Raw genomic sequence first — 23625 nt, 5'->3', positions numbered from 1 at the left:
ATCCACCTCAGTAGATGTCGAAGGCCCTGGGGAAGGCGACGGTTCGGATCAGTCTGACCCGAAGGTGGTGTTTGCGTCGTCCGAGGTGAGTGCGCCGACTTCTCCACCTGGGTCGTGATCCGCCCGTCGAAGCGACCCTGAGGTGGAAGTCGGCGCGCCCGGCTCAACCGAGCGATGAGTTTGTGTGCCGTCGTCGGTCAGTACGGGTATGACTGATGAGACGCTCAAAGCGACCTGCACGATCAATGCGCCGGCCGAAACCGTGTTCGATGTGCTGGCCGATCCGACCACCCATCAGGCGATCGACGGCACTGGCTGGGTACGGGAGTCGATCGACGGCAAGCGGCTGACCGAAGTCGGTCAGATATTCCGAATCGCGATGTACCACGCCAACTTCGGGGGCATGCACTACGAGATCGCCAACCGGGTCGAGGTGTTCCGGCCTCCGTATGCGATCGGGTGGCTGCCGGGCCAGGGGAGTGACGACGCCGAGCTGGACTTCGGCGGGTGGACCTGGCGCTACGACCTCGAGCCTGTCGGCAACGACCGGACGAAGGTCACGCTGACGTATGACTGGTCGTCGGTGCCGCCGGCCGTCCGTGACGAGATCTCGTTCCCGCCGTTCGAACCGCAGCACCTCGACAACTCGCTCGAGCATCTCGCCACGTTGGCGCAGGATCGGGTGCCCATGATCACGAACAACTCAGCGCCCTAGGCCGAGCACCGTGTCGGGGGCGTCACACGCCGCCGCGGCGCAGCATCCGGCCCTGCGGGGTCTTGAAGTCGATCTTCCTGCCGCGCAACCAGGTACTCGTCACCACGCCGGCGAGTGCCCGTCCGTCGTATGGGCTGATCGGGTTCTTGTGGTGCAGCTTGTGCACGTCGACGACGTGCGCAGACTCGGGCTCGAAGATCGCGAAATCGGCGTCGTAGCCCAGCGCGATCTTGCCCTTGTTGTTCAGGCCGGCGTGCGCGGCGGGCTTGGCCGCCATCCACTCGAGCACCTGCGTGAGCTTCACACCGCGACGCCTGGCCTCGGTCCAGATCAGCGAAAGGCCGAGCTGCAGCGACGCGACGCCGCCCCATGCGACGCCGAAGTCGCCGTTCTCGACGTCCTTCAGGTCGACCGTCGACGGCGAGTGGTCGGAGACGATGCAGTCGATCGTGCCGTCGAGCAGGCCCTGCCACAGGAGTTCTCGATTCGAGGCCTCGCGGATCGGCGGACAGCACTTGTACGCGGTTGCGCCGTTCGGGATCTCCTCGGCGAGAAGCGTCAGGTAGTGCGGGCAGGTCTCGACGGAGATCCTGACGCCGTCGCGCTTGGCAGTCGCGAGCATCGGCAAAGCGTCCGAAGACGACAGGTGCAGGATGTGCGCACGGGCGCCGGTCCACCGAGCGCGTTCGATGACCTCGGCGATCGCCACGTTCTCGGCGCCGCGCGGCCGTGATGCGAGGAAGCGCTCGTACCGGTCTCCCTCGGCCGTGGGGGCATGGTCGATGGCCCGGGAGTCCTCGGCGTGCACGATCATCATGGAGTCGAAACTGGCCAACACGGCCATGTCCTTCTCCATCTCATCCGCGTCGAGATGCGGGAATTCGTCGACGCCGGAGTGCAGGAGGAAGCACTTGAAGCCGAACACGCCGTCGTCGTGCAGACCCCGCAGGTCGTCGGTATTGCCGGGGATCGCTCCGCCCCAGAAGCCGACGTCGATGTGTAGCTTGCCCGAAGCTGCCTTGCGCTTGGCGTTGAGCGCTTCGACATTGACCGTCGGCGGAATCGAGTTCAGCGGCATGTCGATCAGCGTGGTCACACCGCCCGCCGCCGCTGCGCGGGTAGCGGAGTCGAACCCCTCCCATTCGGTGCGTCCCGGCTCATTGACGTGCACGTGGGTATCGACCAAGCCGGGGATCATCACCTGCTCGTCGGTGAGTTCGACGGTCTCTGTGCCGGTGAGGCCGCTGCCCAGCGGCTCGATCGCGACGACGCGACCGTCGCGGATGCCGATCTCGCGGGCGACGATTCCCGCCGTCGTCAGCGTGCGTCTGCCGCGGACCACCAGGTCGAAATCGGGTTGGTTCGCCTGCTCGGGGGCGTCGGCGGTCATGGGCAGTCTCCGTTGCTACGGGAATTATTCCTCATCGTGGAACTGACTCTCCACTCTTCGGGCGACTCTAGATGTGAGCGTAGGCACAGTCAATCACGCCGAAGCCTTGACAGGCGGGGTCCAGATGCGACTTACTTGTCGTGCCTGTGGAGTATTTTTTCCGCAGTATGGAATTCAGCGACGGCGCTGGCGTCGGCGCTCCGACCGTGACAGGCGTGTCCATGAGCACAGAGTCCACCGGGCTCATCGGCGACTCCGGTCGTGATGATGCAACCCCGTTCGCCGACGTGAGTCCGTCGTTGTACAACGCCGACCTCGCGCCCATCAAACGCGAAGGTCGACGGTGGGGCGCGTACAACATCTTCACGCTGTGGGCGAACGACGTACACAGTCTGGGCAACTACTCGTTCGCCATCGGACTGTTCGCCCTTGGCCTCGGTGGATGGCAGATCCTGCTCGTCCTCGGACTCGGCGGCGTCTTCCTGTTCCTGCTGCTGAACCTGTCCGGATTCATGGGGGAGAAGACCGGCGTCCCGTTCCCGGTGATGAGCCGCATCGCGTTCGGCACCCGCGGGGCGCAGATCCCCGCCCTCATCCGCGGCGCGGTCGCGATCGCGTGGTTCGGCATCCAGACCTACCTCGCGTCGGTGGTGCTGCGCATCATGGTCATCGCGCTCGCACCGTCCGCCGAGACCCTCGACTCGAACAGCTTCCTGGGGCTGTCGACGCTCGGCTGGATCTCGTTCGTCGTGCTGTGGGTGATCCAGGTGATCATCGTCAGCTACGGCATGGAGATGATCCGCAGGTATGAGGCGTTCGCCGGTCCGGTCATTCTGTTCACGATGGTCGCTCTTGCGATCTGGATGCTCAACAACGCCGACTGGAGCATCGCGTGGAGCACGCCCGACTCGCTGACCGGCATCGACATGTGGCTGAAGATCATCGGCGGCGCCAGCCTGTGGGTCGCGATCTACGGCACGTTCGTCCTCAACTTCTGCGACTTCACCCGTAACGCAACATCGAAGCGGGCCATCGTGCAAGGCAACTTCTGGGGCATCCCACTCAACATGCTGGTGTTCGGCGGCATCGTCATCACCATGGCAGGCGCGCAGTTCCGCATCGACGGACGCATCATCGAAGCACCGGCCGACATCGTCCAGGAGGTGCCTAACACCCTGCTGCTGGTGCTCGCGGCACTCGCGTTGCTGATCTTGACCATCGCCGTGAACCTGATGGCGAACTTCGTCGCCCCGATCTATGCGCTGAACAACCTGTTCCCGAAGCACCTCAACTTCCGTCGCGCAGCGGTCATCTCGGCCGTCATCGGTCTGGTGATCCTGCCGTGGAACCTGTACAACACGCCTGCGGTCATCAACTACTTCCTCGGCGGACTCGGTGCCATCCTCGGTCCGCTGTTCGGCATCATCATGGCCGACTACTGGCTGGTGCGTCGTTCCAAGATCAACGTTCTGGCCTTGTTCACGACCGATGAGGACGGCGAATACCACTACGCGAAGGGCATCAACGCGCGGGCCGTGATCGCCCTCGTCATCACCGCGGTGGTGGCACTGCTGCTGGCTTTCGTTCCGGCGTTCGCGATTGTCTCGGAGTTCTCCTGGTTCATCGGCGCAGGACTCGGTGCGATTGTGTACCTGGTGGTTGCAGACCGCCGTGGACCGTTCGAGGATGTCTCCGGCGAGCCCATCGCCGTCGCGAGCACGCACTAGGGGAGCGTCATGAGAATCCTCGTCGCCAATGTCAACACGACGGCCTCGATGACCGAAGCGATCGCCGAGTCGGCCCGCGGTGTCGCGAGCCCGGGTACCGAGATCGTCGGCATCACACCGCGCTTCGGCGCAGAGTCGTGCGAAGGAAACTTCGAGAGCTACCTCGCGGCCGTCGCTGTCATGGACGCCATCACGTCGTACCCCGAGCCGTTCGACGCGGTGATTCAGGCCGGCTACGGCGAGCACGGGCGAGAAGGTCTACAGGAGTTGCTCGACGTCCCGGTGGTCGACATCACCGAGGCGGCCGCGTCGACGGCGATGTATCTCGGACACAAGTACTCGGTCGTCACCACGCTCGACCGCACCGTCCCGCTGATCGCAGACCGTCTCAAGCTGGCGGGACTCGACGCACGATGCGCGTCGGTGCGGGCGTCCGGTCTCGGTGTGCTCGAACTCGAATCGGATCCGGAGCGGGCCGTCGAGGCGATCGTCCGCCAGGCGCGAGAGGCAGTGGAGAACGATCACGCCGAGGTGATCTGTCTCGGGTGCGGCGGCATGGCCGAACTCGAGGAGAAGGTGACGGCCGCAACCGGGGTTCCGATCGTCGATGGAGTTCGGTCGGCAGTCACGATCGCCGAAGGACTGGTCCGGATGGGTCTGTCCACGTCGAAGGTGCGTACCTACGCGACTCCGCGCGAGAAAAAGGTCGTCGGCTGGCCATTCAAGTTGTAGGCCAATAGATTCGGGTGTGCTCGACCGTCAGAGCATGATCTGGCGGTTGACGTCCTTGTACAGCAGGTAACGGAAGTTCGACGGTCCGCCCGCGTAGCAGGCCTGCGGGCAGAAGGCGCGCAGCGACAGGAAGTCGCCTTCCTGAACTTCCACCCAGTCTCCGTTGAGGTGATAGACGGCCTTGCCTTCGAGCATCAGGAGGCCGTGTTCCATCACGTGGGTCTCGGCGAATGGAATGGTCGCGCCGGGCTCGAACGTGACGATGTTGACGTGCATGTCGTACCCGAGGTCCTGCGGGTCGAGCATCCGCGTCGTGCGCCATTTGCCGTCGGTCCCGGGCATGGCTGACGGTTCGATGTCCTGCTCGTTGCCGAACTTGACCGATACGGTGTGGCCGTCGATGGCCTCGTAGCGCTTACGGATCCAGACGAATGTCGCGTCGACGTCGCCGTTGTTGTTGGCCGACCAGTCGGTGCCTGCCGGCAGGTAGGCGAAGCCGCCCTCGGTGAGGGTCTGCGACTGGCCTGCCGCGTCGACGGTGAGCGCACCGGACGTGACGAACAGGAAGCTCTGCACCTCAGGTTGCGGCTCAGGTCGTTGCGCTCCGCCGCCCGGCTTGACCTCGACGATCGCCTGGAAGTACGTCGTCGCACCACCGGCGACCGGCCGGTTGAGAATCCACGCGCGGGTATCGGTCCACTCCGGGAACACCGAGGTGACGATGTCGGAGAGGACACCGCGCGGGATGACCGTATAGGCCTCGGTGACGATGGCGCGGTCGGTCAGCAGGTCGGTCTGCGGGGGCAGGCCACCACGGGGCGTGTAGTACGACGCTGCGGTCACTGGGCGGGTCACGGGTTGCTCCTTGCTGGGCGGCCGAGCGCGATGTCGCGCACGGTGGACAGGGGGAGATCGAGGGCCGTCTCGACCTCGTCAACGGTGAGGGCGCCGCACACGCTGCCACGATGAATGACGTTGGCGAGGGCGCGGGCGGTGGCCGGCTCGTCCATGACGGTCGAATCGAGCCGATGGACGTAATTGCGCAGACGCGTCGCGGCGGGCGCGAAGGCACCACGGTAAAACGCGTAGGTCGCCAGGTATCGGGTGACGAGTTGTGCGGGGTGCATGTCCCAGCCCTGGTAGATGCCGCGTTCCAGGTGGCGCCGGACGAGGCGAGCGTGCAGCTTCCACGCCTTGGCGACGTTGTCGGGGTCCCCGACCGGAAGGACATTGGTGGAGCCGTCGGACATGTGGACACCAGTGCCGGCGACGGCGAGTTGCATGACGTTCTTGGCGTGGTCTGCGGCGGGGTGCTCCATCGACTGGTAGGCGGCGGCGATACCGAGGGATGCCGAGTAGTCGTAGGTCCCGTAGTGCAGCGCGCTGACGCGGCCCTGGCCCGCGTGGATGAACTGGGCGACGGGTGCGCGGCCATCGGCGCCGAGGATCGCCTGCGGTGTTTCGACCTGCACCTCGAAGCGGATGCGGCCGGCGGGTAGTCCGTTCGCACTTTCGAGGGCGCTCGCGACGGCGACCATCGCCTCGACCTGGTCGACGGACGTCACCTTGGGCAGGGTGAGGGTGAGGCCGTCGGGCAGGCCGCCGGACTCGACGAGTCCACTGCCGAACATGTCGAGCGTGCGCAGTCCGCGCGCACGGGTGGCCGCTTCGAGGCACTTGAACCGGATGCCGACAAACGGCGTCGAGGTACCTGCGTCGAGCGCGATCCGCAGTGTGGCGATGGCCTGTTCGACATCGGCGTCCTCTGTCGCGTCGTCGAAGGTGCCGTAGCCGTCCTCGAAGTCGATGCGGAGGTCTTCGATTGGCTCGGTGGTCAGCTTGTTCTCGACGAGGGCGGCGAGAGTCTCCGGCTCGCGGTCGGTTCCGCTGCTCGCGCCGACGAGCGAGGCGACGGCGTCGAGTCCGCCTGCGTCCTTCGCGGCTGCGAGAGCGCTGGATCCCCAGTCGGCGGGCATCGTCGCCGAGTACCGGTTGCCAGGGATGTAGACGGTGTGGACCGGTTGCCGACGGCCGTCGTCGCCGGGGTAGCGGGTCCCCAAATCTTCGTCGGCGGCCGCGAGGCGGCGGTCGACGTCGGCCAGCACCGCTTCGGTGAGGCGTCGTGTCACCTGAGTCCCCTGTCTGGAGGTTTCCGTGGAGACGCAAATTCCACATTGTGGAGTTTAGTCGGGGAGGGATGAAAAGTACACGGCGAGCGCTCGGCCCGCTCAACGAGATTCCATATTGTGGAATCAAATCTGGGCATGTTGAATGGACCAAATCGACGGCCGGGAGTGGATGTATGGCGGAGAAGACGGGCGGCGTCCAGTCGGTGGAGCGCGCATTCGAGTTGATGGAGCTGATTGGACGCGCGGGAGGGGAGTGCTCACTGACGGAGTTGTCGGCGGAGTCTCCGTTGCCGCCGCCGACAATCCACCGACTCTTGCGCACGCTGGTCGGCCTCGGCTACGTGCGCCAACTGCCTAATCGCCGCTACGCATTGGGGCCCAGGCTGATTCGGCTTGGCGAAGTCGCGAACCGTCAGTTGGGCGCCGTCGCCGGTCCGGTGCTGCAGTCGTTGGTCGACGAACTGTCGGAGACGGCGAGCCTCGCGGTGCTCGACGGTGACATGGTGATCTACACCGGGCAGGTCTCGTCCTCGCAGCTGATGCGTACGAATAATGAGGTCGGCAAGCGCGTCGGCCTGCATACGTCCGGCGTGGGCAAGGCCGTCTTGGCTGAACTGGACGACGCACGCGTTCTGAAGCTGGTCACGCAGTCCGGCCTTCCGGCACCGACAGCGAACAGTGCGTCGACCCTTTCTGCAGTGTTCGCGAACGTGGAGCGCGTGCGCGCCGACGGCTATGCGATCGACGATGAGGAGCTCGAGATCGGGGTTCGCTCCGTCGCGATGGCGGTGCCCGGTGCTCCGACTCCGATGGCGATCGGCATCTCCGGACCCACGGCTCGCATGGGCAAGGAATCGATCGCCCGCGCCGTTCCCGCCCTGAAGAAGGCGACCGGCGTGATCTCTGAAGCCTTGATCGGGGCGAAAGAGGTGTAGTGGCTGTTTCGCAGGTCGTGAAGGCGCTCACGCTCTAGATGTCGGTGGTCGTCATTACGCTGTGGCGAATGCAGACCGAGATCACCGTGCGCGGGTCCTCCAAGTCGTCACACCCGCCGCAGCGTGGCACCGTCCGCGCTTCGATCAGCTACGAGGGGCCGGAAATGGAGCCGGTGTACTCGCGGGTGGCGCGCGATCTCGAAACTGTCCGGACCTCGATGGCCGACCTGCAGGCCGGTGACGATGCTCCCATCATGACGTGGTCGGCCGAACGTCTGCGCACGTGGTCGAACCGGCCGTGGAATCAGGACGGTGAACAGCTGCCGCTCGTGCATCACGCAAGTGTCGGCCTCAACGTCGAGTTCCGCGACTTCGCAGCACTTTCCGGATGGGTCAGGGAGCATGTCGCTGGCACCGAGGGATTCCGAGTCGACGGCATCAGGTGGACGTTGACGCCTGAACGACGCGATGAGGTGATTCGGCAGGTGCGCAGCGCGGCCGTCCACGACGCCGTCGCACGCGCCCAGTTGTATGCGGACGCGGTCGGTCTCGGCATGGTCAGCCCTGTTGCGATCGCCGACACCGGGATGCTGGATTCCGGTTCACAGTCCGGCGGGAACTACTCGGACGCTCTCGCGGCGGCGCCCGACGGAGCCGTCCGCGCTGGCTATGAGCCCTTCGTCGAACTGGTACCGGAGGACATCGAAGTGTTCGCATCCGTCGACGCCAGGTTCGTTGCCGAGCGATCGGAGGCCCTCGTATCAAATTCGCGAGAGGGCAGCGCCCGGTCCCAGGTCGGCGAGGTAGGGGAATTTGGCGATGAGGACGCCGGCTAGGGCGTGAGCCCGGTGGGTAGCCACAAGACCAACTCGGCGGTGGCGCAGGCTTACTACAACTCCACCGACGGTGTGCGGAAGCTGACCACCGAGACCGGCGCCGGCCAGTGGGGCAGCGCGCTGTCATACGCCGGGGCCCAGTTCGGCCTGGAGATCGAGGTGTGGCAGGTTCGCGCCTCGTACGAGTCCAAGCCCTATCGCGGACATTTGATGCGGACCTACGGCGGCACCGTGCATTCCAGCCCGTCGACGCTCACCGAAGCCGGGCGGGCCATCCTGGTTAAGGATCCGAACACCACGGGCAGCCTCGGCATGGCGGTCAGCGAGGCGGTCGAGGTTGCCGCTGCCGACCCGGAGGCTCGCTACGCGCTGGGTAGCGTGCTCAACCACGTGGTGCTCCATCAGACCGTCATCGGACAGGAGGCCGTCGCGCAGCTGGCGCTGGTGGAGGCCGATGGCGTCGACGCCGTGTTCGGTTGCGCCGGAGGCGGTTCGAACCTCGCCGGGCTGTCGTTCCCGTTCCTGCGGGAGAAGATCCACGGCCGGTCGAACCCGCGGATCGTGGCCGCCGAGCCGGCCGCCTGTCCGTTGATCACCGAGGGCGAGTACCGCTACGACCACGGTGACGTGGCGGGGCTGACGCCGCTGCTCAAGATGCACACGCTCGGTATGGGTTTCGTCCCGGACCCGATCCATGCGGGCGGGCTGCGTTATCACGGCATGGCGCCGGCGCTCAGCCACACCGTAGAGCTGGGTCTGGTTGAGGGGGTGGCGATCTCACAGCACGACGCGTTCGCTGCCGGTGTGCAGTTTGCGCGCAGGCAGGGCATCGTGCCCGCTCCAGAATCGACGCATGCCATCGCCGCGGCGGCCAAGTATGTCGCGGACGATCCGCGGGAGCAGGTGGTGGTCATCGGGCTGTCCGGGCACGGCCAGCTCGATCTGCCGGCCTTCGCGGAATACCTCGACGGCAAGCTCTGACCAGGCGGTTTGTGGGCGCGACTATCCTCGACACCAGGCATTGCTCGAGGAGGTGAGCCCGTGTTTCGTCTGCGGTCGCGCGACCAGTCGATCGAGGCGACCCTCAAGCAGATCGAACACCGGGTACTCGACGACGTCTATCTGCCCATCTGGGCACGGCGCGTGGCTTGGTCGGCGGCCACGGTTCTGATCATCACCGGGATCACCGCATGGGCGGTAGGCGAGGGTGTACCTCTGGTCGCATCGGCGCTGGGCGTCGGTGCCGCGATCTCTTCGGCCGTCTCGCTGCGGCGTCGCCGATTCCGGTGGTGCGTTGCGGCCGCCTACCTGTCCGGGGTGTCGACGGTCGCCGGACTCGGCGCGTTCTGGTGGTGCCGCACCAGCTCCGCGGACCCGATGCTGGCGACCACGTCCGGGGTGTCCGCAGTGGCCGCAGCGGCGCTCACGGCGGTGTGGGTCTCGGTGGCGATCACCCCGGTGAGAGATTCGCACCCGCACATGCGCCAGCCCTCGCGGCGCAGGTGGGGTGTACGCGAGAACGGCGCCACAATCACCTGGCCGCCGCCGAGCGCGGGGCCGCACCGTCCCGATCAACAATAGTTCGTCGCCATCAAGAAACCCGGCGGCAGTGTCGTGTCCGCCGAAGAGATGCCAACCAGGTAAAGCGTTGGGGAGCGTGGTCGGCATCGACGAAACTCGATGTGACGCTGCGCAATTGAACTTCAGAGTCCATGCCACCCTATTCGTCACAGTGACGTTTCGCGATCGCGCGACGGGAAGGATGGAGGTGGCATCGGGGGATCCCCGTCATGAGCAAGCACGCCACGGGGGCCGCGAGCTAATGATTGGACGGGCCGCCATAGGGACTCAACGCTGGTGCTGTTTTGCACCCGGGAGCGCTTGCGAGACATGACAACTAGGTCTCCTGTGAACGCATACCCAATTTGTCACAGTGACGAATTCAAGCCGGCGGACCTTGGTCGGCGCGGACCGGGAATGAGGACGCCGCCGCCGGCACATCCCGCCAGAGCACGGTCATGGCCCGAGTCGGCAATGATCGCCACGCCCGGTCGAGCTGCCTCGGCCGGAGCGGCGAGGGTCTGGAGCGTTCAACGATGATGGCACGGTGGCGTCAACCGAGCGGGCGACCGACCAACCAGATGAGGCAGCCCTGATCTGCACAAACGGACCGGCGCGGGTGCACGTGAACCGTTCGCCCATGTTAGATATGTACCGATAAGCCACATTATGTCAACTATCGCGGATTGAGCGCCGGTGACGGATGACGGCAGCTCGCCTCTCGTCGTCGTCGAGCGAGCCGGAGTCGAACGGCCCGACCGCCGATGCTGAGGCCTCGGTCCGGGCCAACCCGCGCAGGAAGGTCTGCGCGACCCGACGCAAGAGTAAGGGCTGAACGGCGCGCCGTCCGTCGTTCAGTTGCTAGCCGTGTCGTTTGGGCGCGCCTAGCCTCGTTCCTCATGTCAGAGAAACTGCACGTCGACCTAACCGGCGCCCCGCAGACCATGCTGGCGACCTTTTACGCCAAGGCCCTGGACGCCGACCTGCCGAACCCAATCCTCGGCGACCGCTTCGCCAAGGAGGTCGTCGACCGCATCGACTACGACTGGCGCAAGACGGCGATCACGGCGGCCAATTCGCCGTCGGTGACCACCCGCAGCGCACACTTCGACAACTGGGCGCGCCAGTTCCTCGCCGTCAACCCCGACGCCCTCGTGTTGCATCTCGGCTGCGGGCTGGACACGCGTGCCTTCCGGCTCGACCCCGGCCCCGGCGTCGAGTGGTATGACGTCGACTATCCCGACGTGATTCGGCTGCGCGAGCAGCTGTTCGGTGCCCGCGACCATTACCACCTGATCGCCGCGTCGGTCACCGACCCCAGCTGGTTCGCCGAAATCCCCCGCACCAGGCCCACACTCATGATCGGCGAGGGTTTGACGATGTACCTCACGCGCGACGACGGCGTCGCGCTGTTGCGTCGGATCGTCGACCACGCCCCGTCGGGAGAGCTGCAGTTCGACGCGTTCAGCAGGCTGGGCATCAAGTCACAATGGATGAACGCCGTGGTGCGCCGCGCCGGCGCCACGCTGCACTGGGCCATCGACAAGCCCGACGACGTCATCGAGGCGGTACCCGGACTGCGGCTGCTGTCGTGGATGTCACCATTCGACTCCACGAGGTTCAGCGACATCGCGTGGTACTACCGCCTGATGGCGGCGGTGATGACACCCATCCCGGCGCTGCGCTATATGGCGCAGTACCACCGCTACGCGTTCTGAGTCTTGCCCGTTCGGCGATCACCTCGGCGTACAGGCGCGCCTTGATCACAGCACTATCCTCGGCCGCACATAGTGTCCCGATGAACCTCGGCCTGGTGGCGATCAGCGTTGAGAAACCGCGATGTCGAAGCGATCGGAGGGCAACGCATGTCGATTCGACGGTATCTCCGTCACGCAGGGAGGCGCGATTCGCCTTCGCCGGTCAACGCAACCAGCCCAGCCCGCGGTTGGCGAACGAGACGACGTCGTTGGTGTGCGTTCGCGATCACGTTGTTCGCCGCATCTGTCTTCGTCAACAACACCACACTGCTCGGCGCAGATCCGACAGGGCGACCTCAGGTGCTCGCGCATCGCGGGATGGCCCAGACGTTTGACATGGCCGGCGTCGAGGCCGATACCTGCACCGCCGAGCGCATCAACACACCGGTGCACCCGTTCCTGGAGAACACGCTCGCAGGGATCGGTGCCGCCTTCGATGCGGGCGCCGACCAAGTCGAGTTCGATGTCCAGTGGACCGCCGACGGCCAGTTCGCGGTTTTCCACGACTGGACGCTGGAGTGCCGCACCGATGGGACGGGAACAACTCGCGACCAGACGATGGACGAACTGCGCAAGCTGGACATCGGTTATGGCTATACCGCCGACGGCGGTAGGACCTACCCGTTCCGAGGAAAAGGCGTCGGCCTCATGCCTTCGCTCAACGAAGTGCTTTCCGCCTTCCCCACCCAATCGCTGCTGATCCATGTGAAGAGCAACGACCGCGCCGAGGGAGCCGCTCTGGCTGAGCGGCTCGCAGACGAGAATCTGGATCGACTCACCGTCTACGGCGGCGATGAACCGGTGGCCGCCGTGCGTGAGCGTCTCCCTGACCTCCGGGTCATGTCGAAGGCGATCATGCTGGACTGTCTCGGCTGGTATACGGCCATAGGTTGGACCGGCAGTGTCCCCTCGGCGTGCCACCGCACGCAGCTCCACTTACCCGAGGGCATTGCGCGATGGATGTGGGGCTTCCCCGAACGCTTCGCCGAACGCATGCGGAAGGCGGACGCCCGCATCGTGATCGTCGGCGGATCCGGCGGCTTCTCGGAGGGATTCGACACACCGGAAGCCCTCGACCGCATCCCCGAAGGCTTCCCTGGACTCGTCTGGACGAACCGGGTGGAGAGCATCGCACCGCTTCTGAAGTGACCGCAGGATTTCTGGTTGACGGCGCTACGACGTGCCGACGCCGCCGGGCGCGGAGCGGCGACGAATACGGTGAGGTGTTCCAGTGCCGCAGGCTTGGCCTTCTCCCCCGCGGTGGCCACCGCCACCAGCGGCGTGCAGGCCCGCGACGGGGTGGCCTCAGGCCATGGTCAGCACCAGCCAGCAGATCGGCGGCGCAGTCGGCACTGCCGCCCTCTCAACCGTCTTCGCCGCGGCGCCCATACATCCAAAGCCATTCGCGCACAACGGATATCGCGACCGCAGCGGCCATCCACGGCTACACATGGGTGGTGTCCGCGACGCCAGGGAGAAGTACCGCGGCCACCGATGGTTCGACGACTGTGTGGAATTCTGCGAGAAGTACGACCAGAACTATTTCGACACGCAATTCGACCATCGTCCGCTCGAGTCCTTCCGGCCGATGGTCGATGAGGTGTTCGGCCGCGAACCGTGGCCCGCGCACTGAACCCTTAAGGCTTCGGTCACCGTTCGTCGCCACCCTCGCGCGCGAGAAACCAAGGGCCGACGGCACCGAACATGCGCTGGTACCGGGCCGCCATCGCGCACACTGGATACATCCGACGGCAATGGAGGAACGGTGCCGGAAACGAGCCCTGTGGCCGAATACGACTTCGTCATCGTAGGAGCGGGCAGTGCGGGCTGTCTCCTCGCCAATCGGCTCAGCGCCAACCCTGACCACCGCGTACTCCTGATCGAAGCCGGTGGGGCAGACGACTGGTTCTGGATCAAGGTGCCGGTGGGCTACCTGTACACCATCGCCAATCCCCGAACCGACTGGTGCTTCACCACCGAGGCCGACCCAGGTCTCGCGGGCCGCACCATTCACTATGCGCGGGGCCGCGTGATCGGCGGCAGCTCGTCGATCAACGCGATGATCCACATGCGCGGACAAGCCTCCGATTACGAGCTGTGGGCGCGGGCCACCGGTGACCAGCGGTGGCTCTGGGGCGGTCCGGACGGCGCCGGCGAGACCCTGTCGATCTACAAGGAGTTGGAAGACTACTTCGGCGGCGCCGACGAATGGCACGGCGCCGGTGGCGAGATCCCCGTCGAGCGGCCGCGGGTCCGCTGGAAGATCCTGGACGCCTGGCAGGACGCCGCGGCTCAGGTCGGCATCTCCCCCATCGACGAATTCAACCGGGGCGACAACGCCGGCAGTGCGTACTTCCACGTCAATCAACGGCGTGGCCGCCGCTGGTCGATGGCCGACGCGTTCCTGCACCCCGTCGCCCACCGACCCAACCTCACCGTCTACACCCACAGCCAGGCCGTGCGATTGCTGATGGACGACCAGGTGCGCGCGGATCAGCGTCGCGGTGCCTGGACCACGGCCGCGCACCGCGCCACCGGCGTGCAACTGCTCAAGGACGGTCAAGTCGTCGACGTCCGGGCCCGCCGAGAGGTCATCCTCAGCGCAGGAGCCATCGGGTCGCCGCATCTCATGCAGGTCTCGGGTCTGGGATCCGCCGGACTGCTCACCCGGCACCACGTTCCGGTGGCCGTCGATCTGCCGGGCGTGGGCGAGAACCTTCAGGACCACCTGCAGCTGCGAACGGTCTACCGAGTGCGGGGCGCCCGAACCGTCAACACGCTGTACCGCAACTGGATCACGCGCGCAGGCATGGGACTTCAATACCTGCTGATGCGATCGGGACCCCTGACCATGCCGCCCTCCACGCTGGGCGCCTTCGCCAAGAGCGACCCCACGCTGGTCAGCCCCGACCTGGAGTGGCACGTTCAGCCCTTGTCCCTGGCCAAGTTCGGCGAACCTCTGCACCGGTTCGGAGCGATCACCCCTTCGGTGTGCAATCTGCGGCCCACGTCGCGTGGCCATGTGCGCATCGCCAGCGCAGATCCGCTGACCTACCCGAAGATCACGTGCAACTACCTGTCCACTGACGCTGACCGCCAGGTCGCCGTGCGGGGCTTGCGGATGACCCGGCTCATCATGGCGGCGCCGTCGCTGGCCCGCTATCGTCCCGAAGAGATGCTCCCCGGCCCGCAAGTGCTGAGCGACAACGACCTTGAGCAAGCGGCCGGTGAGCTGGGCACGACGATCTTTCATCCAGTGGGCACCTGCGCGATGGGCGCCTTCGACGCACGGGGTCTGCCGCGGTCGGCCGCCACGGTGCTCGACACCGACTGCCGTGTGTACCGCGTCGCCGGCCTTCGAGTGGTCGATGCGTCGGCGATGCCCACCATCACCTCCGGGAACACCAACGCTCCGGTCATGTTGATCGCCGAGCGCGCCGCCCGCGCGATCTTGGGATGCCAGCCGGAATAAACCCCGCACTCGTTGACTTGGCTGAAGAGTCGCCCGTCCGCCGACTCAGGAGCATTCATGACCCGTCCCATCCGCGTTGCCGTGCAGATCCAGCCCGGAGGCACGCCCGACTACCGCACGTGGCGCGACGCCGTGCTTGCCGCCGACGACCTCGGCGTCGACGTGATCTTCGGCTACGACCACTTCCACCGCCCGGCGATGAAAGGCATCGTCGACGGCAAGCCCATCCTGTTCGACGAGCAGCCCGATGTCGCCAACTTCGAGGGCTGGACCGCGCTTGCGTCGTGGGGCGAGATCACCTCACACGCCGAGATCGGACTTCTCGTCACCGGCGTCGGTTACCGCAACCCGGACCTGCTCGCCGACATGGCGCGCACCGTCGACCACATCAGCGGCGGCCGGCTCATTCTCGGCCTCGGCGCTGGCTGGTACGAAAAGGACTACACCACCTACGGTTACGACTTCGGCACCTTCGGCTCCCGCTTCGATCTGTTCGACGAGAGCCTGATCCGCATCGAGAACCGGCTCGCCGCCCTGAATCCGCCGCCCGTGCGCAAGCTGCCCATCCTCATCGGCGGCACCGGGCCCAAGCGCTCGCTGCCCGCGATCGCCCGCCACGCCGACATCTGGCACGCGTTCCAGGAGATCGACGCGTTCCGCAGGTCAAGTGACCGCGTCGACGAACTCGCCGCGACGTTCGGCCGCGACGGCGCCGATATCGAACGCTCGACGCTGTGGGAGAACGCCGAGAGCGCCGATGCATTCCGCGAGGTGGGCGTGACGCTGTTCCAGACCGAACTCACCGCCGACAACGGTTATGACCTCACGTCCCTCAAAGAGGTGCTCACCTGGCGCGACAACGGGTGAACACATTCAAGGTCTGTTCAGCTACATGACACGCCGACGAGGCGACAACCCGCACCGAAGCGACTGCACGAGATCAGCGCCATCTTCTGTGCGCCGGCGCTGTCGCGGCCCAGACCCGGCGCCCACGATGCGTCGGGTGCCTGGGCAACCGCGCCGCACCCCTTCGTGAAGTTCACGACTGCCCGGCAGTCGCGGGCGTTGCAGAGGCCGATGGCCGCGCGCTCGGCCTCGATAGCCGAGTTGAAGCCCCTGGTGTAGCCCACCCTGCCGGTGTTCGGCGAGACCGCGATCGCGCCCCAACCCAGAGCCCCGGCGGTCGGTGCGGTGAAAGCCGCACCCCCGCTGAGGCACACGGCCACCAGCGAAACCACGAGCAAACGCCGGAGGGCCACCATAGGAGCGGATCGTATTCGCGCCGTGCAGTATTGAAGAGTCGAGAAACCAAAGCGGTACCTACTCGACACTGCGGCGAGATCGGTCGATGGCCTACGTGTCGCGCCTACGTGCAACCTTCGGAAAGACGCTTGAAATTGAGCAGCTGACGGCGGGCCATCACCAAATCTCCGAGGGACAGCAGCGGAAGCAGCGGGCCGCTGAATCGGGACGCCGGAACGCTGATCTTCAGAACCAAGCGGGTGCCGCCCGCATCCGGTTCCAACACGTACGACATCACCGCGCCGGCGATGCGTCCGGTCAGTTGACGTTCCGGTTCCACCGACAGGATCACGCCGAGTCGTCGGCCCCCGGCGCAGGTGAAGTTCTCGCCGACTGCCGGCGCCGGTAGGTCGAGACGGTGCCGGGGTGATCGGCGGCCGAGATTGTCCAGCCAGTCATAGGAATACGGAGCCACCCGAATCTGCGTCACCCAGGGCCACACCCGCTGAGGATCCGCATCCACGGTGACGCCACGCCAGAACTCCCCGGCCGGATCGGCCACCACGTCGTCACAGGGATACCGCCGCGCTACCTCGGCGTCCGTCACGCCCCACCGGTCCGCGATCATCAGACCTCCACGCTTGGCTGGCTGACCGGATGGTATCGCCAGATCGCTACCGAGATAACGTTGCGTGTGCAGTGTTGGCATGGAGGCAGGCTCAGCGACGCGCAGGCTGCTCACGTTGCACGTTGGCTCCCCAACCCACGTCTGCGCCGCGACATGAGCTGGAACCTCGTCGACACCGTCGTCCTCGACGTCGACTCCGACCGCGGACGGGTCGTGATCAAAGCCGCCGGCCCGGACAACCACCACATCGGACGGGAGATCACCGCTCACCAGGGATTCACCGACTGCCTGGCGCGAACCGGGCGCGCCGCCCGGCTTCTCCATCACGACCGGCCCGCGAACCAACTCGTCATGGAATACCTGCACGGGTCACTGGTGCAGGGTTCGGTTGCCGAGTTCGAACCCGACACCTATTGGCAGGCCGGCCGGTTGGCTCGCGCATTCCATGGCCAGGCCCAACGCCTCGATGCCCACTGGGATGCCGCAGCGGTCGCGAAATCGTTGGGGTGGCTTGACAAGTCGCACAGAATTGGACCGCAGACTGCAGCCAGGCTTCGCGAAATCCTGACCGCGTACCATCCGCGGCCCGTGACGGTGGTGCCGACGCACGGCGATTGGCAGCCCCGCAACTGGCTCGTCGACGAGGGCGCGATCAAAGTGATCGACTTCGGTCGGTTCGAATGGCGGCCGGCCGTGAGCGATTTCCATCGACTCGCCGCCCAGCAGTGGAGAAAGGACCGTCGACTCGAAGAGGCGTTCTTCGCCGGATACGGCGGCGACCCGAGAATCTCCGATCAATGGCGCATGCAGGCCATCCACGAAGCGATCGGCACCGCTGTCTGGGCGTATCACGTCGGCGACGAGCGATTCGAAAACCAGGGTTACCGCATGATTGCCGAGGCTCTGACGCTCTTCGAGTGACGCCGGCATCGTCACCGCCCGACGGCGGATTCGCGGCGTGACTGAATCCGCTCCGGCAGGCGTCCGGCGTTAAGCAGCGGCGAAGGTGACGATGTCGATGCTGAGTCCGTTCTCCATGACGGAGACGGTTCTGATGGGCGGGCCAGGTAACGGTGGTGCGGTCGACCAGTAGGTGGCCCCGGTCGGAGTCTGGAATGCGGCGCGGTGGTGTCCGTCGTCGTCGCTCGTGCTGACGGTCCAGCCGGGGGCTTCTTTGGCGTAATTGCAGGCTTCGCATTCGCCGAGGCCGTTGACGGCGTTGGTGGGCCCACCCCGATGATGGGGGTGTGCGTGGTCGTGGTGGCGGATCGGGGCGTTGCAGTAGGGCGTGCGGCACGTCTGGTCGCGGACGTCGATGAAGGCGGCCAACCCTTTCGGGAACGTGCGGGCCTTGGATTCCATCGCGACGAGTTCTCCGCTCTCGGGGTGGCGGTAGAGGCGGCGCAGCGTGGCCTTGGCCCGCTTGTCGGTCACCGCGTCGCTGACCAGAGCGCGCACGACGGCGGCGGGCACCGGCCCGTAGCCCTGGCACCAGCCGGGTTCCGCGTCGTCGCCGAGCAGGGTGGTGTCGGCCAGCACGAGGTTCAGCGACACCGAGGTGGGCTGATCGGCGGGCTGTCCGGTCACCCGTTCGACCAACGTGTCAGCCATGATCTGACCGCGCGTGCGGTCGTCGAAGGTGGTGTCCGCCGAGCGTTTCAACGCGGCGTAGACCGCCACTCCCTGCGACACCGGTAGCAGCGCGGTCACGTAGACCATGGTGTCGGGTGCCGGGCGGGTGGTCACGCAGCGGTCGGCGGCGGCCTTGGCTGATCGGTCGACGACGGCGGCGACGTCGAGGCGGCAGGCAATCCTCTTGGCCTCGGCTTCGACGCGGGCATCGCCCCAGCCCTGGAGTCGCGTGGGGTCGGCGCACAGTTCGGCGTCGAGTCGACGGCGGTCCTCGAGACTCAGGCATGCCGATTCGCGCAGGATCAGGGTGGCCCGCCATTCGGTCAGCTGACCGTTCTCGAGTGCTGCCAGGGTGTATGGCATTTCGTCGACCAAGGCCGTGGCCATGCCGAGGTGGCGCCCCCCGCGTCCGGGGGCGTCCATGCGGGCCAGTGCGACTTCGGCGGCCAGCCCGCGGCCGCGCCGGGATCTGGGGACGCCGGCGGCGATCTCGGCGGCGTGCCGTTTGGCCTTCCACAGTGCGGTCGCCCGCGCCTGTGCGGCTGCGGCGGCGGCCTTCATCCGTTCGAGCTGTTCGACCTGCGCACGCAGCTGCGCCTCACCCGCCTCCGGGATCGATGTCGAACACACTTTCGAACATGTCCATGACGCTACCCCACCCCACCGACACACGCCGGTGCATCATGGAGCCGAGCGGAGCCTTGAAGGCATGGCGACATCTGGGGTGGCGGTATGGGTCGGACAGACACGGCATCGCGACTGATCGATGCGCCGATCGACCGCGTCTTCGCCGCCCTGATCGATCCGGAAGCGCTCGCCGTCTGGCTGCCCCCCGCCGGAATGACCGGAAGGTTCGAGCACTTCGACGCCCGCCCCGGCGGCGGCTACCGGCTGGTGCTGACGTACGCCGAAGCGCCCGCGGGCGGTGGCAAGACCACGGTCGACTCAGACGTCGTCGAGGCGCGTTTCGTCGCGATCGACCACGACGAACGGGTCGTTCAGCAGGTCGACTTCACCTCTCCGGACCCGGCTTTCGCCGGCACCATGACCATGACCTGGGCGGTCACCGCCGTAGATGGCCGCACGCGGATCACGATGACGGCCGCGGATGTACCTCCGGGCATCTCGGCCGACGACCACGCCGAAGGGATGAACTCGTCGTTGTCGAACCTCGCGGCGTATCTGCTTGCGCCTCGCCATCGATGAATCTTCCCGACACCGCGGGTCGATACCTGCATGACTGAAGAAACCATGACGGCCAGCACCGTCGTCAATGCCCCGGCCGACACCGTGTTCGACATCCTCGCCGATCCCGCGACCCACACGGACATCGACGGAACCGGGTGGGTGCAACAACCCGTCGACCGCGAGCCCCTGGCCGAAGTCGGCCAGATCTTCCGGATGGGGATGTACCACGACAACCACCCGAACAAGCACTACGAGATGGCCAATCGGGTGGAGGTGTTCGAGCGGCCTCGCGCCATCGCGTGGCAGCCGGGCGCCGAACCCCGGCACATCCCCGGACATCCGCATCCCGACGCCACCACCGTCGAGTTCGGCGGGTGGATCTGGCGCTACGACCTCGAACCGGCCGGTGCCGACCGCACCTCGGTCACCCTGACCTACGACTGGTCAGGCGTTCCGAAGGACAATCGGGACATCGAATTCCCGCCCTTCGAGCGCCAGCACCTCGACAACTCGCTCAAAAACCTTGCCGCGCTTGCGGAACGGCGCTAGCCCACCGCCGGCGGGGTCCCCCACAGTTCGATGACCTCGCCGACCTGGCGCAGCATGACATAGCGATAACCCTCGTCATCGGCCTTGGCCGAGTACTCCGTGTAGGCATCTCGGGCGCCCGCCTCGTCGCCTTCGTAGACGGTCGTCGGCACCGGCGGCACCCCCGGGTTGCCGGGGTCGGGCATCTCGCCGATCTGAACGGTCCACATCTCGTCAGCCATACCACCAGGCTAGGGCTCCCCCGGAACGTCGCATGTTGCAGGCCCCGGCGAGCCCCCGTGCCGTCTGCGACACAATGGTGGACGTGGTCGAGCAGAGCATCTGGATGCAGAAGGTGACAGCCGATCCCGGGCACTCACACTGGTATGTCGAACGCTTCCGCGCCCTGGCGCGCGACGGCGCAGACCTGAACGGTGAGGCGCGCCTGGTCGACGCGATGGCGCCGCGTGGCGCCCGCATCCTCGACGCCGGCTGCGGACCCGGCCGGATGGGCGGATATCTGGCCGCTGTCGGCCACGACGTGGTCGGCGTCGACGTCGATCCGGTGCTGATCGAGGCGGCCGAACAGGACCATCCCGGCCCGCGGTGGCTCGTCGCCGACCTCGCCGAACTCGACCTGCCGGCTCGCGGAATCACCGAACCGTTCGACGTGGTCGCCTCGGCGGGCAACGTCATGACATTCGTGGCACCCAGCACCAGGGTGCAGGTGCTCACCCGGCTCAAGGCCCATCTCGCCGACGACGGACGCGTGGTGACCGGCTTCGGCGCCGGGCGCGATTACGCCTTCGACCAGTTCCTCGCCGACGCCGCGGAGGCCGGCCTCGCGCCGGACGTGCTGCTGTCGACCTGGGATCTGCGCCCGTTCACCGACGACTCCGACTTCCTCGTCGCGGTTCTTCGGCCGGCATAGGGCTCCTCACCCGGCTGTGTAGCGTGACGACGGTGAACTTCTCTGGTGCGTCCTATCCCGTTGCCCTCGCCGGCTGTGCCGCCGCGCTCCTCATGACCCTCGCCGGCTGCGGCAGCGACTCGGACAACTCCGCGACGAGCACGTCCCCGACGAGTGCGTCCTGGGCCGACGAAGTGCTGCCGTCCTCGAACACCGAAACCGTGGCGGCGCCGGCCACGTGCCCGACGGCCGCACCACAGAGCGCGGGTACGCCGGAGTGGACGCTGCCGGGCGCCACGGGCAGCGTCGCGGTCACGGGATCCACCGATACGACGGCGCCGGACGTGAAGGTGGAGGGACCGTTCAGCGTGACCGAGACCCAGGTGCAGACGCTGCAGCCGGGAGACGGCCCCGTCGTCGCCGACACCGCCGCGGTCACCGTCTGCTACATGGGTGTCAACGGCCGGGACGGCTCCGTGTTCGACAGCAGCTACGAACGCGGCGAACCCGTCGAGTTCCCGCTCGACGGCGTCGTGCCCGGTTTCCAGAAGGCGATCGCCGGACAGAAGGTCGGATCCACGGTCGCGGTGGCCATGACCTCCGCCGACGGCTACCCCGAGGGCCAGCCCGCCGCCGGGATCCAACCGGGTGACTCGCTCGTCTTCGCGATCAAGATCCTCGAGGCCTCCAACGGCTGAGCCCGGCGGCTACTCGGCGTAGCTCATGGACAGCCAGCGCTGCGGGCGCATCCGGATCACGATCGAATCCGGGCCGAGGTTCTCGTCGGTGAAGCTCTCCCCCGCGTCCGCGCCGAGGTAGCGAACGGCGAGCGCCCGTACCTGCGCGTCCTCGGCGGCCTCGATGGCCGTGACGTCACCTTCGGCGGTGACGTAGCGGTACGGCGGGTTCTCGTCCTGGACGGTGATGGCAAACCGGCCGGCATCGCGAATCAGCTTGTGCTTCAACGAGTTCGACTCCGTCCACAGCAACACCTCACCACCCGGCTGGTAGCCGTACCAGATCGGTACGGCCAGCGGAGCCCGGCCGGGCCGCTCGACTGCGATGACGCCGACGTGCACGTCGGCCAGAAACTGCTCACGCTCGTCATTGGTCATCTTCGCCATGTCCTGTGCCAACCCGTGAGAGCGCCGTCACATTCCCGGGGCGCCGCGCGGTGGACGGCCGACGGAAACGCTGCAGCGGCGGCGCGGGCGGGCGAGGATGGCTGCCATGGATCACGTCACCTTCGTCCCGTCGCCCGAGAAGTTCGCCTTCACCTTCGGCGGCGCGGCACCGGTCATGCGGATCACCGCGCCCACCGCGCTGACGCTGTGGACCGAGGACGCATACGGCGGGCGGATCACCAGCGCGTCCGACGTCGCGACGACCGCACTGGACACCGAGGATCTCAACCCCCAGACCGGACCGTTCTGGATCGAGGGCGCCGAACCCGGCGACACCCTCGCCATCCACCTCGTCGACCTGACACCGGCCCGCACCTGGGGTGCCTCGACGCTGATCCCGTTCTTCGGCGGGCTGACCAGTGTGCCGGTCAGCCCGACTCTGCAGGACCCGCTGCCCGAACGCACGTACATCTACGAATACGACTCAGCGGCAGAGACTCTGGCGTTCTCCGCGCACGGCAGCGATTTCGAGTTGGCGTTGCCTGCCAACCCGATGCTCGGCACGGTCGGGGTCGCGCCCGCCCGGCGCGAGGTCCGCACCTCGCTGGTGCCCGACGTGTTCGGCGGCAACATGGACACCCCGGAGATGGCCGCGGGCGCCACCTGCTATCTGCGGGTCAACGTCCCCGGCGCCCTGTTCTCGCTCGGTGACGGGCACTACCGGCAGGGCGAGGGCGAATCGTGCGGCACCGCCGTCGAGGGCGCCATGCACGTCACCGTGATCGTCGAACTCATCAAGGGTGGCGGGCCGGCGTGGCCTCGGCTCGAGACCGATACGCACCTGGTGTGCGTCGGCTCGGGCCGGCCGCTCGAAGAAGCCTGGCGCGCCGGGCAGGTCGAGATGATCACCTGGCTGGGCGAGCTCTACGGCCTCGACCGGCTCGACGCCTACCAGTTGCTCACCCAGATCTCGCTCGCGCCGATCGCCAACGTCGTCGACACCAACTACAGCTCCGTGACCAAGATCGACAAGCGGCTCCTGCCCGCCGCCGCGGCCTACGCCGGTGTGCACGCCGAGTTACGCAGTGCAGCAGCATCATTCGGAACGATCACCTACTGA

24 protein-coding genes and 2 pseudogenes are annotated in these 23625 nt (G+C 66.6%); 18 read left to right on the top strand and 8 right to left on the bottom strand.

Annotated features, from left to right (window positions below; all coding sequences use genetic code 11):
- The first annotated feature begins 208 nt into the window (after positions 1 to 208).
- Positions 209 to 715, top strand: coding sequence for an SRPBCC family protein (locus G6N30_RS08535; protein WP_134051827.1), 507 nt, complete (start codon positions 209 to 211; stop codon positions 713 to 715).
- Between the two features lie 22 nt (positions 716 to 737).
- On the opposite strand, the gene allB is transcribed toward G6N30_RS08535, so the two are convergent.
- Positions 738 to 2105 (bottom strand): allantoinase AllB, encoded by a 1368-nt coding sequence (allB, locus tag G6N30_RS08530; protein WP_134051824.1) that lies wholly within the window; start codon positions 2103 to 2105, stop codon positions 738 to 740.
- Positions 2106 to 2326: 221 nt separating this feature from the next.
- Here allB and G6N30_RS08525 point away from each other — a divergent pair, with 221 nt between their 5' ends.
- Both G6N30_RS08525 and G6N30_RS08520 read left to right on the top strand, forming a co-directional pair.
- A complete protein-coding gene (locus G6N30_RS08525; protein ID WP_179965566.1) occupies positions 2327 to 3832 on the top strand; it encodes an NCS1 family nucleobase:cation symporter-1 in 1506 nt (501 codons plus the stop codon).
- Between the two features lie 9 nt (positions 3833 to 3841).
- Positions 3842 to 4564, top strand: a complete 723-nt coding sequence (locus G6N30_RS08520; RefSeq protein ID WP_134051820.1) for an aspartate/glutamate racemase family protein — start codon at positions 3842 to 3844, stop codon at positions 4562 to 4564.
- A 27-nt stretch (positions 4565 to 4591) separates the two neighbouring features.
- Here the strand turns inward: G6N30_RS08520 and G6N30_RS08515 are convergent, their stop codons facing one another.
- Positions 4592 to 5407 carry a bifunctional allantoicase/(S)-ureidoglycine aminohydrolase gene (locus tag G6N30_RS08515; RefSeq protein WP_134055078.1) on the bottom strand — a complete coding sequence of 272 codons (816 nt, stop codon included), beginning with the start codon at positions 5405 to 5407 and terminating at the stop codon, positions 4592 to 4594.
- An 8-nt stretch (positions 5408 to 5415) separates the two neighbouring features.
- Positions 5416 to 6693, bottom strand: coding sequence for a DUF6986 family protein (locus G6N30_RS08510; RefSeq protein WP_134051819.1), 1278 nt, complete (start codon positions 6691 to 6693; stop codon positions 5416 to 5418).
- Between the two features lie 173 nt (positions 6694 to 6866).
- Here G6N30_RS08510 and G6N30_RS08505 point away from each other — a divergent pair, with 173 nt between their 5' ends.
- From G6N30_RS08505 to G6N30_RS08465, 9 genes and pseudogenes are all read left to right on the top strand, one after another.
- Entirely contained in the window at positions 6867 to 7628 is a 762-nt protein-coding gene (locus G6N30_RS08505) for an IclR family transcriptional regulator (RefSeq protein WP_134051817.1), read from the top strand.
- A 38-nt stretch (positions 7629 to 7666) separates the two neighbouring features.
- Positions 7667 to 8464: an SIMPL domain-containing protein gene (locus G6N30_RS08500; RefSeq protein WP_234880078.1), complete on the top strand. Its 798-nt coding sequence runs from the start codon at positions 7667 to 7669 to the stop codon at positions 8462 to 8464.
- Positions 8465 to 9445: pseudogene (locus G6N30_RS08495) on the top strand (TrpB-like pyridoxal phosphate-dependent enzyme); the annotation flags it as partial.
- Between the two features lie 60 nt (positions 9446 to 9505).
- Positions 9506 to 10045: a hypothetical protein gene (locus G6N30_RS08490; RefSeq protein WP_134051815.1), complete on the top strand. Its 540-nt coding sequence runs from the start codon at positions 9506 to 9508 to the stop codon at positions 10043 to 10045.
- A gap of 878 nt (positions 10046 to 10923) precedes the next feature.
- Positions 10924 to 11742: a class I SAM-dependent methyltransferase gene (locus G6N30_RS08485; protein WP_134051813.1), complete on the top strand. Its 819-nt coding sequence runs from the start codon at positions 10924 to 10926 to the stop codon at positions 11740 to 11742.
- Between the two features lie 270 nt (positions 11743 to 12012).
- Positions 12013 to 12930 (top strand): glycerophosphodiester phosphodiesterase family protein, encoded by a 918-nt coding sequence (locus G6N30_RS08480; protein WP_197906167.1) that lies wholly within the window; start codon positions 12013 to 12015, stop codon positions 12928 to 12930.
- A gap of 163 nt (positions 12931 to 13093) precedes the next feature.
- Positions 13094 to 13414 carry a hypothetical protein gene (locus G6N30_RS27195; RefSeq protein ID WP_234880077.1) on the top strand — a complete coding sequence of 107 codons (321 nt, stop codon included), beginning with the start codon at positions 13094 to 13096 and terminating at the stop codon, positions 13412 to 13414.
- A 150-nt stretch (positions 13415 to 13564) separates the two neighbouring features.
- Positions 13565 to 15253 carry a GMC family oxidoreductase gene (locus G6N30_RS08470; RefSeq protein ID WP_134055074.1) on the top strand — a complete coding sequence of 563 codons (1689 nt, stop codon included), beginning with the start codon at positions 13565 to 13567 and terminating at the stop codon, positions 15251 to 15253.
- A 57-nt stretch (positions 15254 to 15310) separates the two neighbouring features.
- Complete coding sequence (locus G6N30_RS08465; protein ID WP_134051809.1) at positions 15311 to 16120, top strand: LLM class F420-dependent oxidoreductase; 810 nt, start codon at positions 15311 to 15313, stop codon at positions 16118 to 16120.
- A gap of 17 nt (positions 16121 to 16137) precedes the next feature.
- Here the strand turns inward: G6N30_RS08465 and G6N30_RS08460 are convergent, their stop codons facing one another.
- Together G6N30_RS08460 and G6N30_RS08455 are read right to left on the bottom strand one after the other, a co-directional pair.
- The gene (locus G6N30_RS08460; RefSeq protein WP_134051807.1) at positions 16138 to 16515 is read right to left on the bottom strand and encodes a DUF4189 domain-containing protein; all 378 of its coding nucleotides are present in this window, start codon (positions 16513 to 16515) and stop codon (positions 16138 to 16140) included.
- A gap of 104 nt (positions 16516 to 16619) precedes the next feature.
- The gene (locus G6N30_RS08455; RefSeq protein ID WP_234880076.1) at positions 16620 to 17237 is read right to left on the bottom strand and encodes a polyketide cyclase; all 618 of its coding nucleotides are present in this window, start codon (positions 17235 to 17237) and stop codon (positions 16620 to 16622) included.
- 99 nt (positions 17238 to 17336) lie between these two features.
- Here G6N30_RS08455 and G6N30_RS08450 point away from each other — a divergent pair, with 99 nt between their 5' ends.
- Complete coding sequence (locus G6N30_RS08450) at positions 17337 to 18044, top strand: phosphotransferase family protein (protein ID WP_234880075.1); 708 nt, start codon at positions 17337 to 17339, stop codon at positions 18042 to 18044.
- A 69-nt stretch (positions 18045 to 18113) separates the two neighbouring features.
- On the opposite strand, the pseudogene G6N30_RS08445 reads toward G6N30_RS08450, so the two are convergent.
- Positions 18114 to 19395: pseudogene (locus G6N30_RS08445) on the bottom strand (HNH endonuclease).
- Between the two features lie 92 nt (positions 19396 to 19487).
- Here G6N30_RS08445 and G6N30_RS08440 point away from each other — a divergent pair.
- Positions 19488 to 19961, top strand: coding sequence for an SRPBCC family protein (locus G6N30_RS08440; RefSeq protein ID WP_134051805.1), 474 nt, complete (start codon positions 19488 to 19490; stop codon positions 19959 to 19961).
- A gap of 30 nt (positions 19962 to 19991) precedes the next feature.
- Positions 19992 to 20492 carry an SRPBCC domain-containing protein gene (locus tag G6N30_RS08435; protein ID WP_134051803.1) on the top strand — a complete coding sequence of 167 codons (501 nt, stop codon included), beginning with the start codon at positions 19992 to 19994 and terminating at the stop codon, positions 20490 to 20492.
- On the opposite strand, the gene G6N30_RS08430 is transcribed toward G6N30_RS08435, so the two are convergent.
- On the bottom strand, positions 20489 to 20713 hold the full coding sequence (locus G6N30_RS08430; RefSeq protein WP_134051801.1) for a hypothetical protein: 225 nt from the start codon (positions 20711 to 20713) through the stop codon (positions 20489 to 20491). The two genes, G6N30_RS08435 and G6N30_RS08430, sit on opposite strands and share 4 nt — an antisense overlap.
- A gap of 83 nt (positions 20714 to 20796) precedes the next feature.
- On the opposite strand from G6N30_RS08430, the gene G6N30_RS08425 reads away from it, so the two are divergent.
- Complete coding sequence (locus tag G6N30_RS08425) at positions 20797 to 21402, top strand: class I SAM-dependent methyltransferase (RefSeq protein ID WP_134051799.1); 606 nt, start codon at positions 20797 to 20799, stop codon at positions 21400 to 21402.
- Between the two features lie 92 nt (positions 21403 to 21494).
- Positions 21495 to 22079, top strand: coding sequence for an FKBP-type peptidyl-prolyl cis-trans isomerase (locus G6N30_RS08420; protein WP_134055068.1), 585 nt, complete (start codon positions 21495 to 21497; stop codon positions 22077 to 22079).
- A gap of 9 nt (positions 22080 to 22088) precedes the next feature.
- On the opposite strand, the gene G6N30_RS08415 is transcribed toward G6N30_RS08420, so the two are convergent.
- Entirely contained in the window at positions 22089 to 22505 is a 417-nt protein-coding gene (locus G6N30_RS08415) for a pyridoxamine 5'-phosphate oxidase family protein (RefSeq protein ID WP_179965565.1), read from the bottom strand.
- Positions 22506 to 22611: 106 nt separating this feature from the next.
- Between G6N30_RS08415 and G6N30_RS08410 the strand changes: the two genes are divergently transcribed.
- Entirely contained in the window at positions 22612 to 23625 is a 1014-nt protein-coding gene (locus tag G6N30_RS08410; protein WP_134051793.1) for an acetamidase/formamidase family protein, read from the top strand.

The sequence above is a fragment of the Mycolicibacterium litorale genome, from assembly GCF_010731695.1.
In the GTDB taxonomy this organism is placed as follows: Bacteria; Actinomycetota; Actinomycetes; order Mycobacteriales; family Mycobacteriaceae; genus Mycobacterium; species Mycobacterium litorale.
The sequence above is the reverse complement of the archived record's forward strand: the minus strand, read 5'-3'. Positions and strand labels throughout refer to the sequence as shown.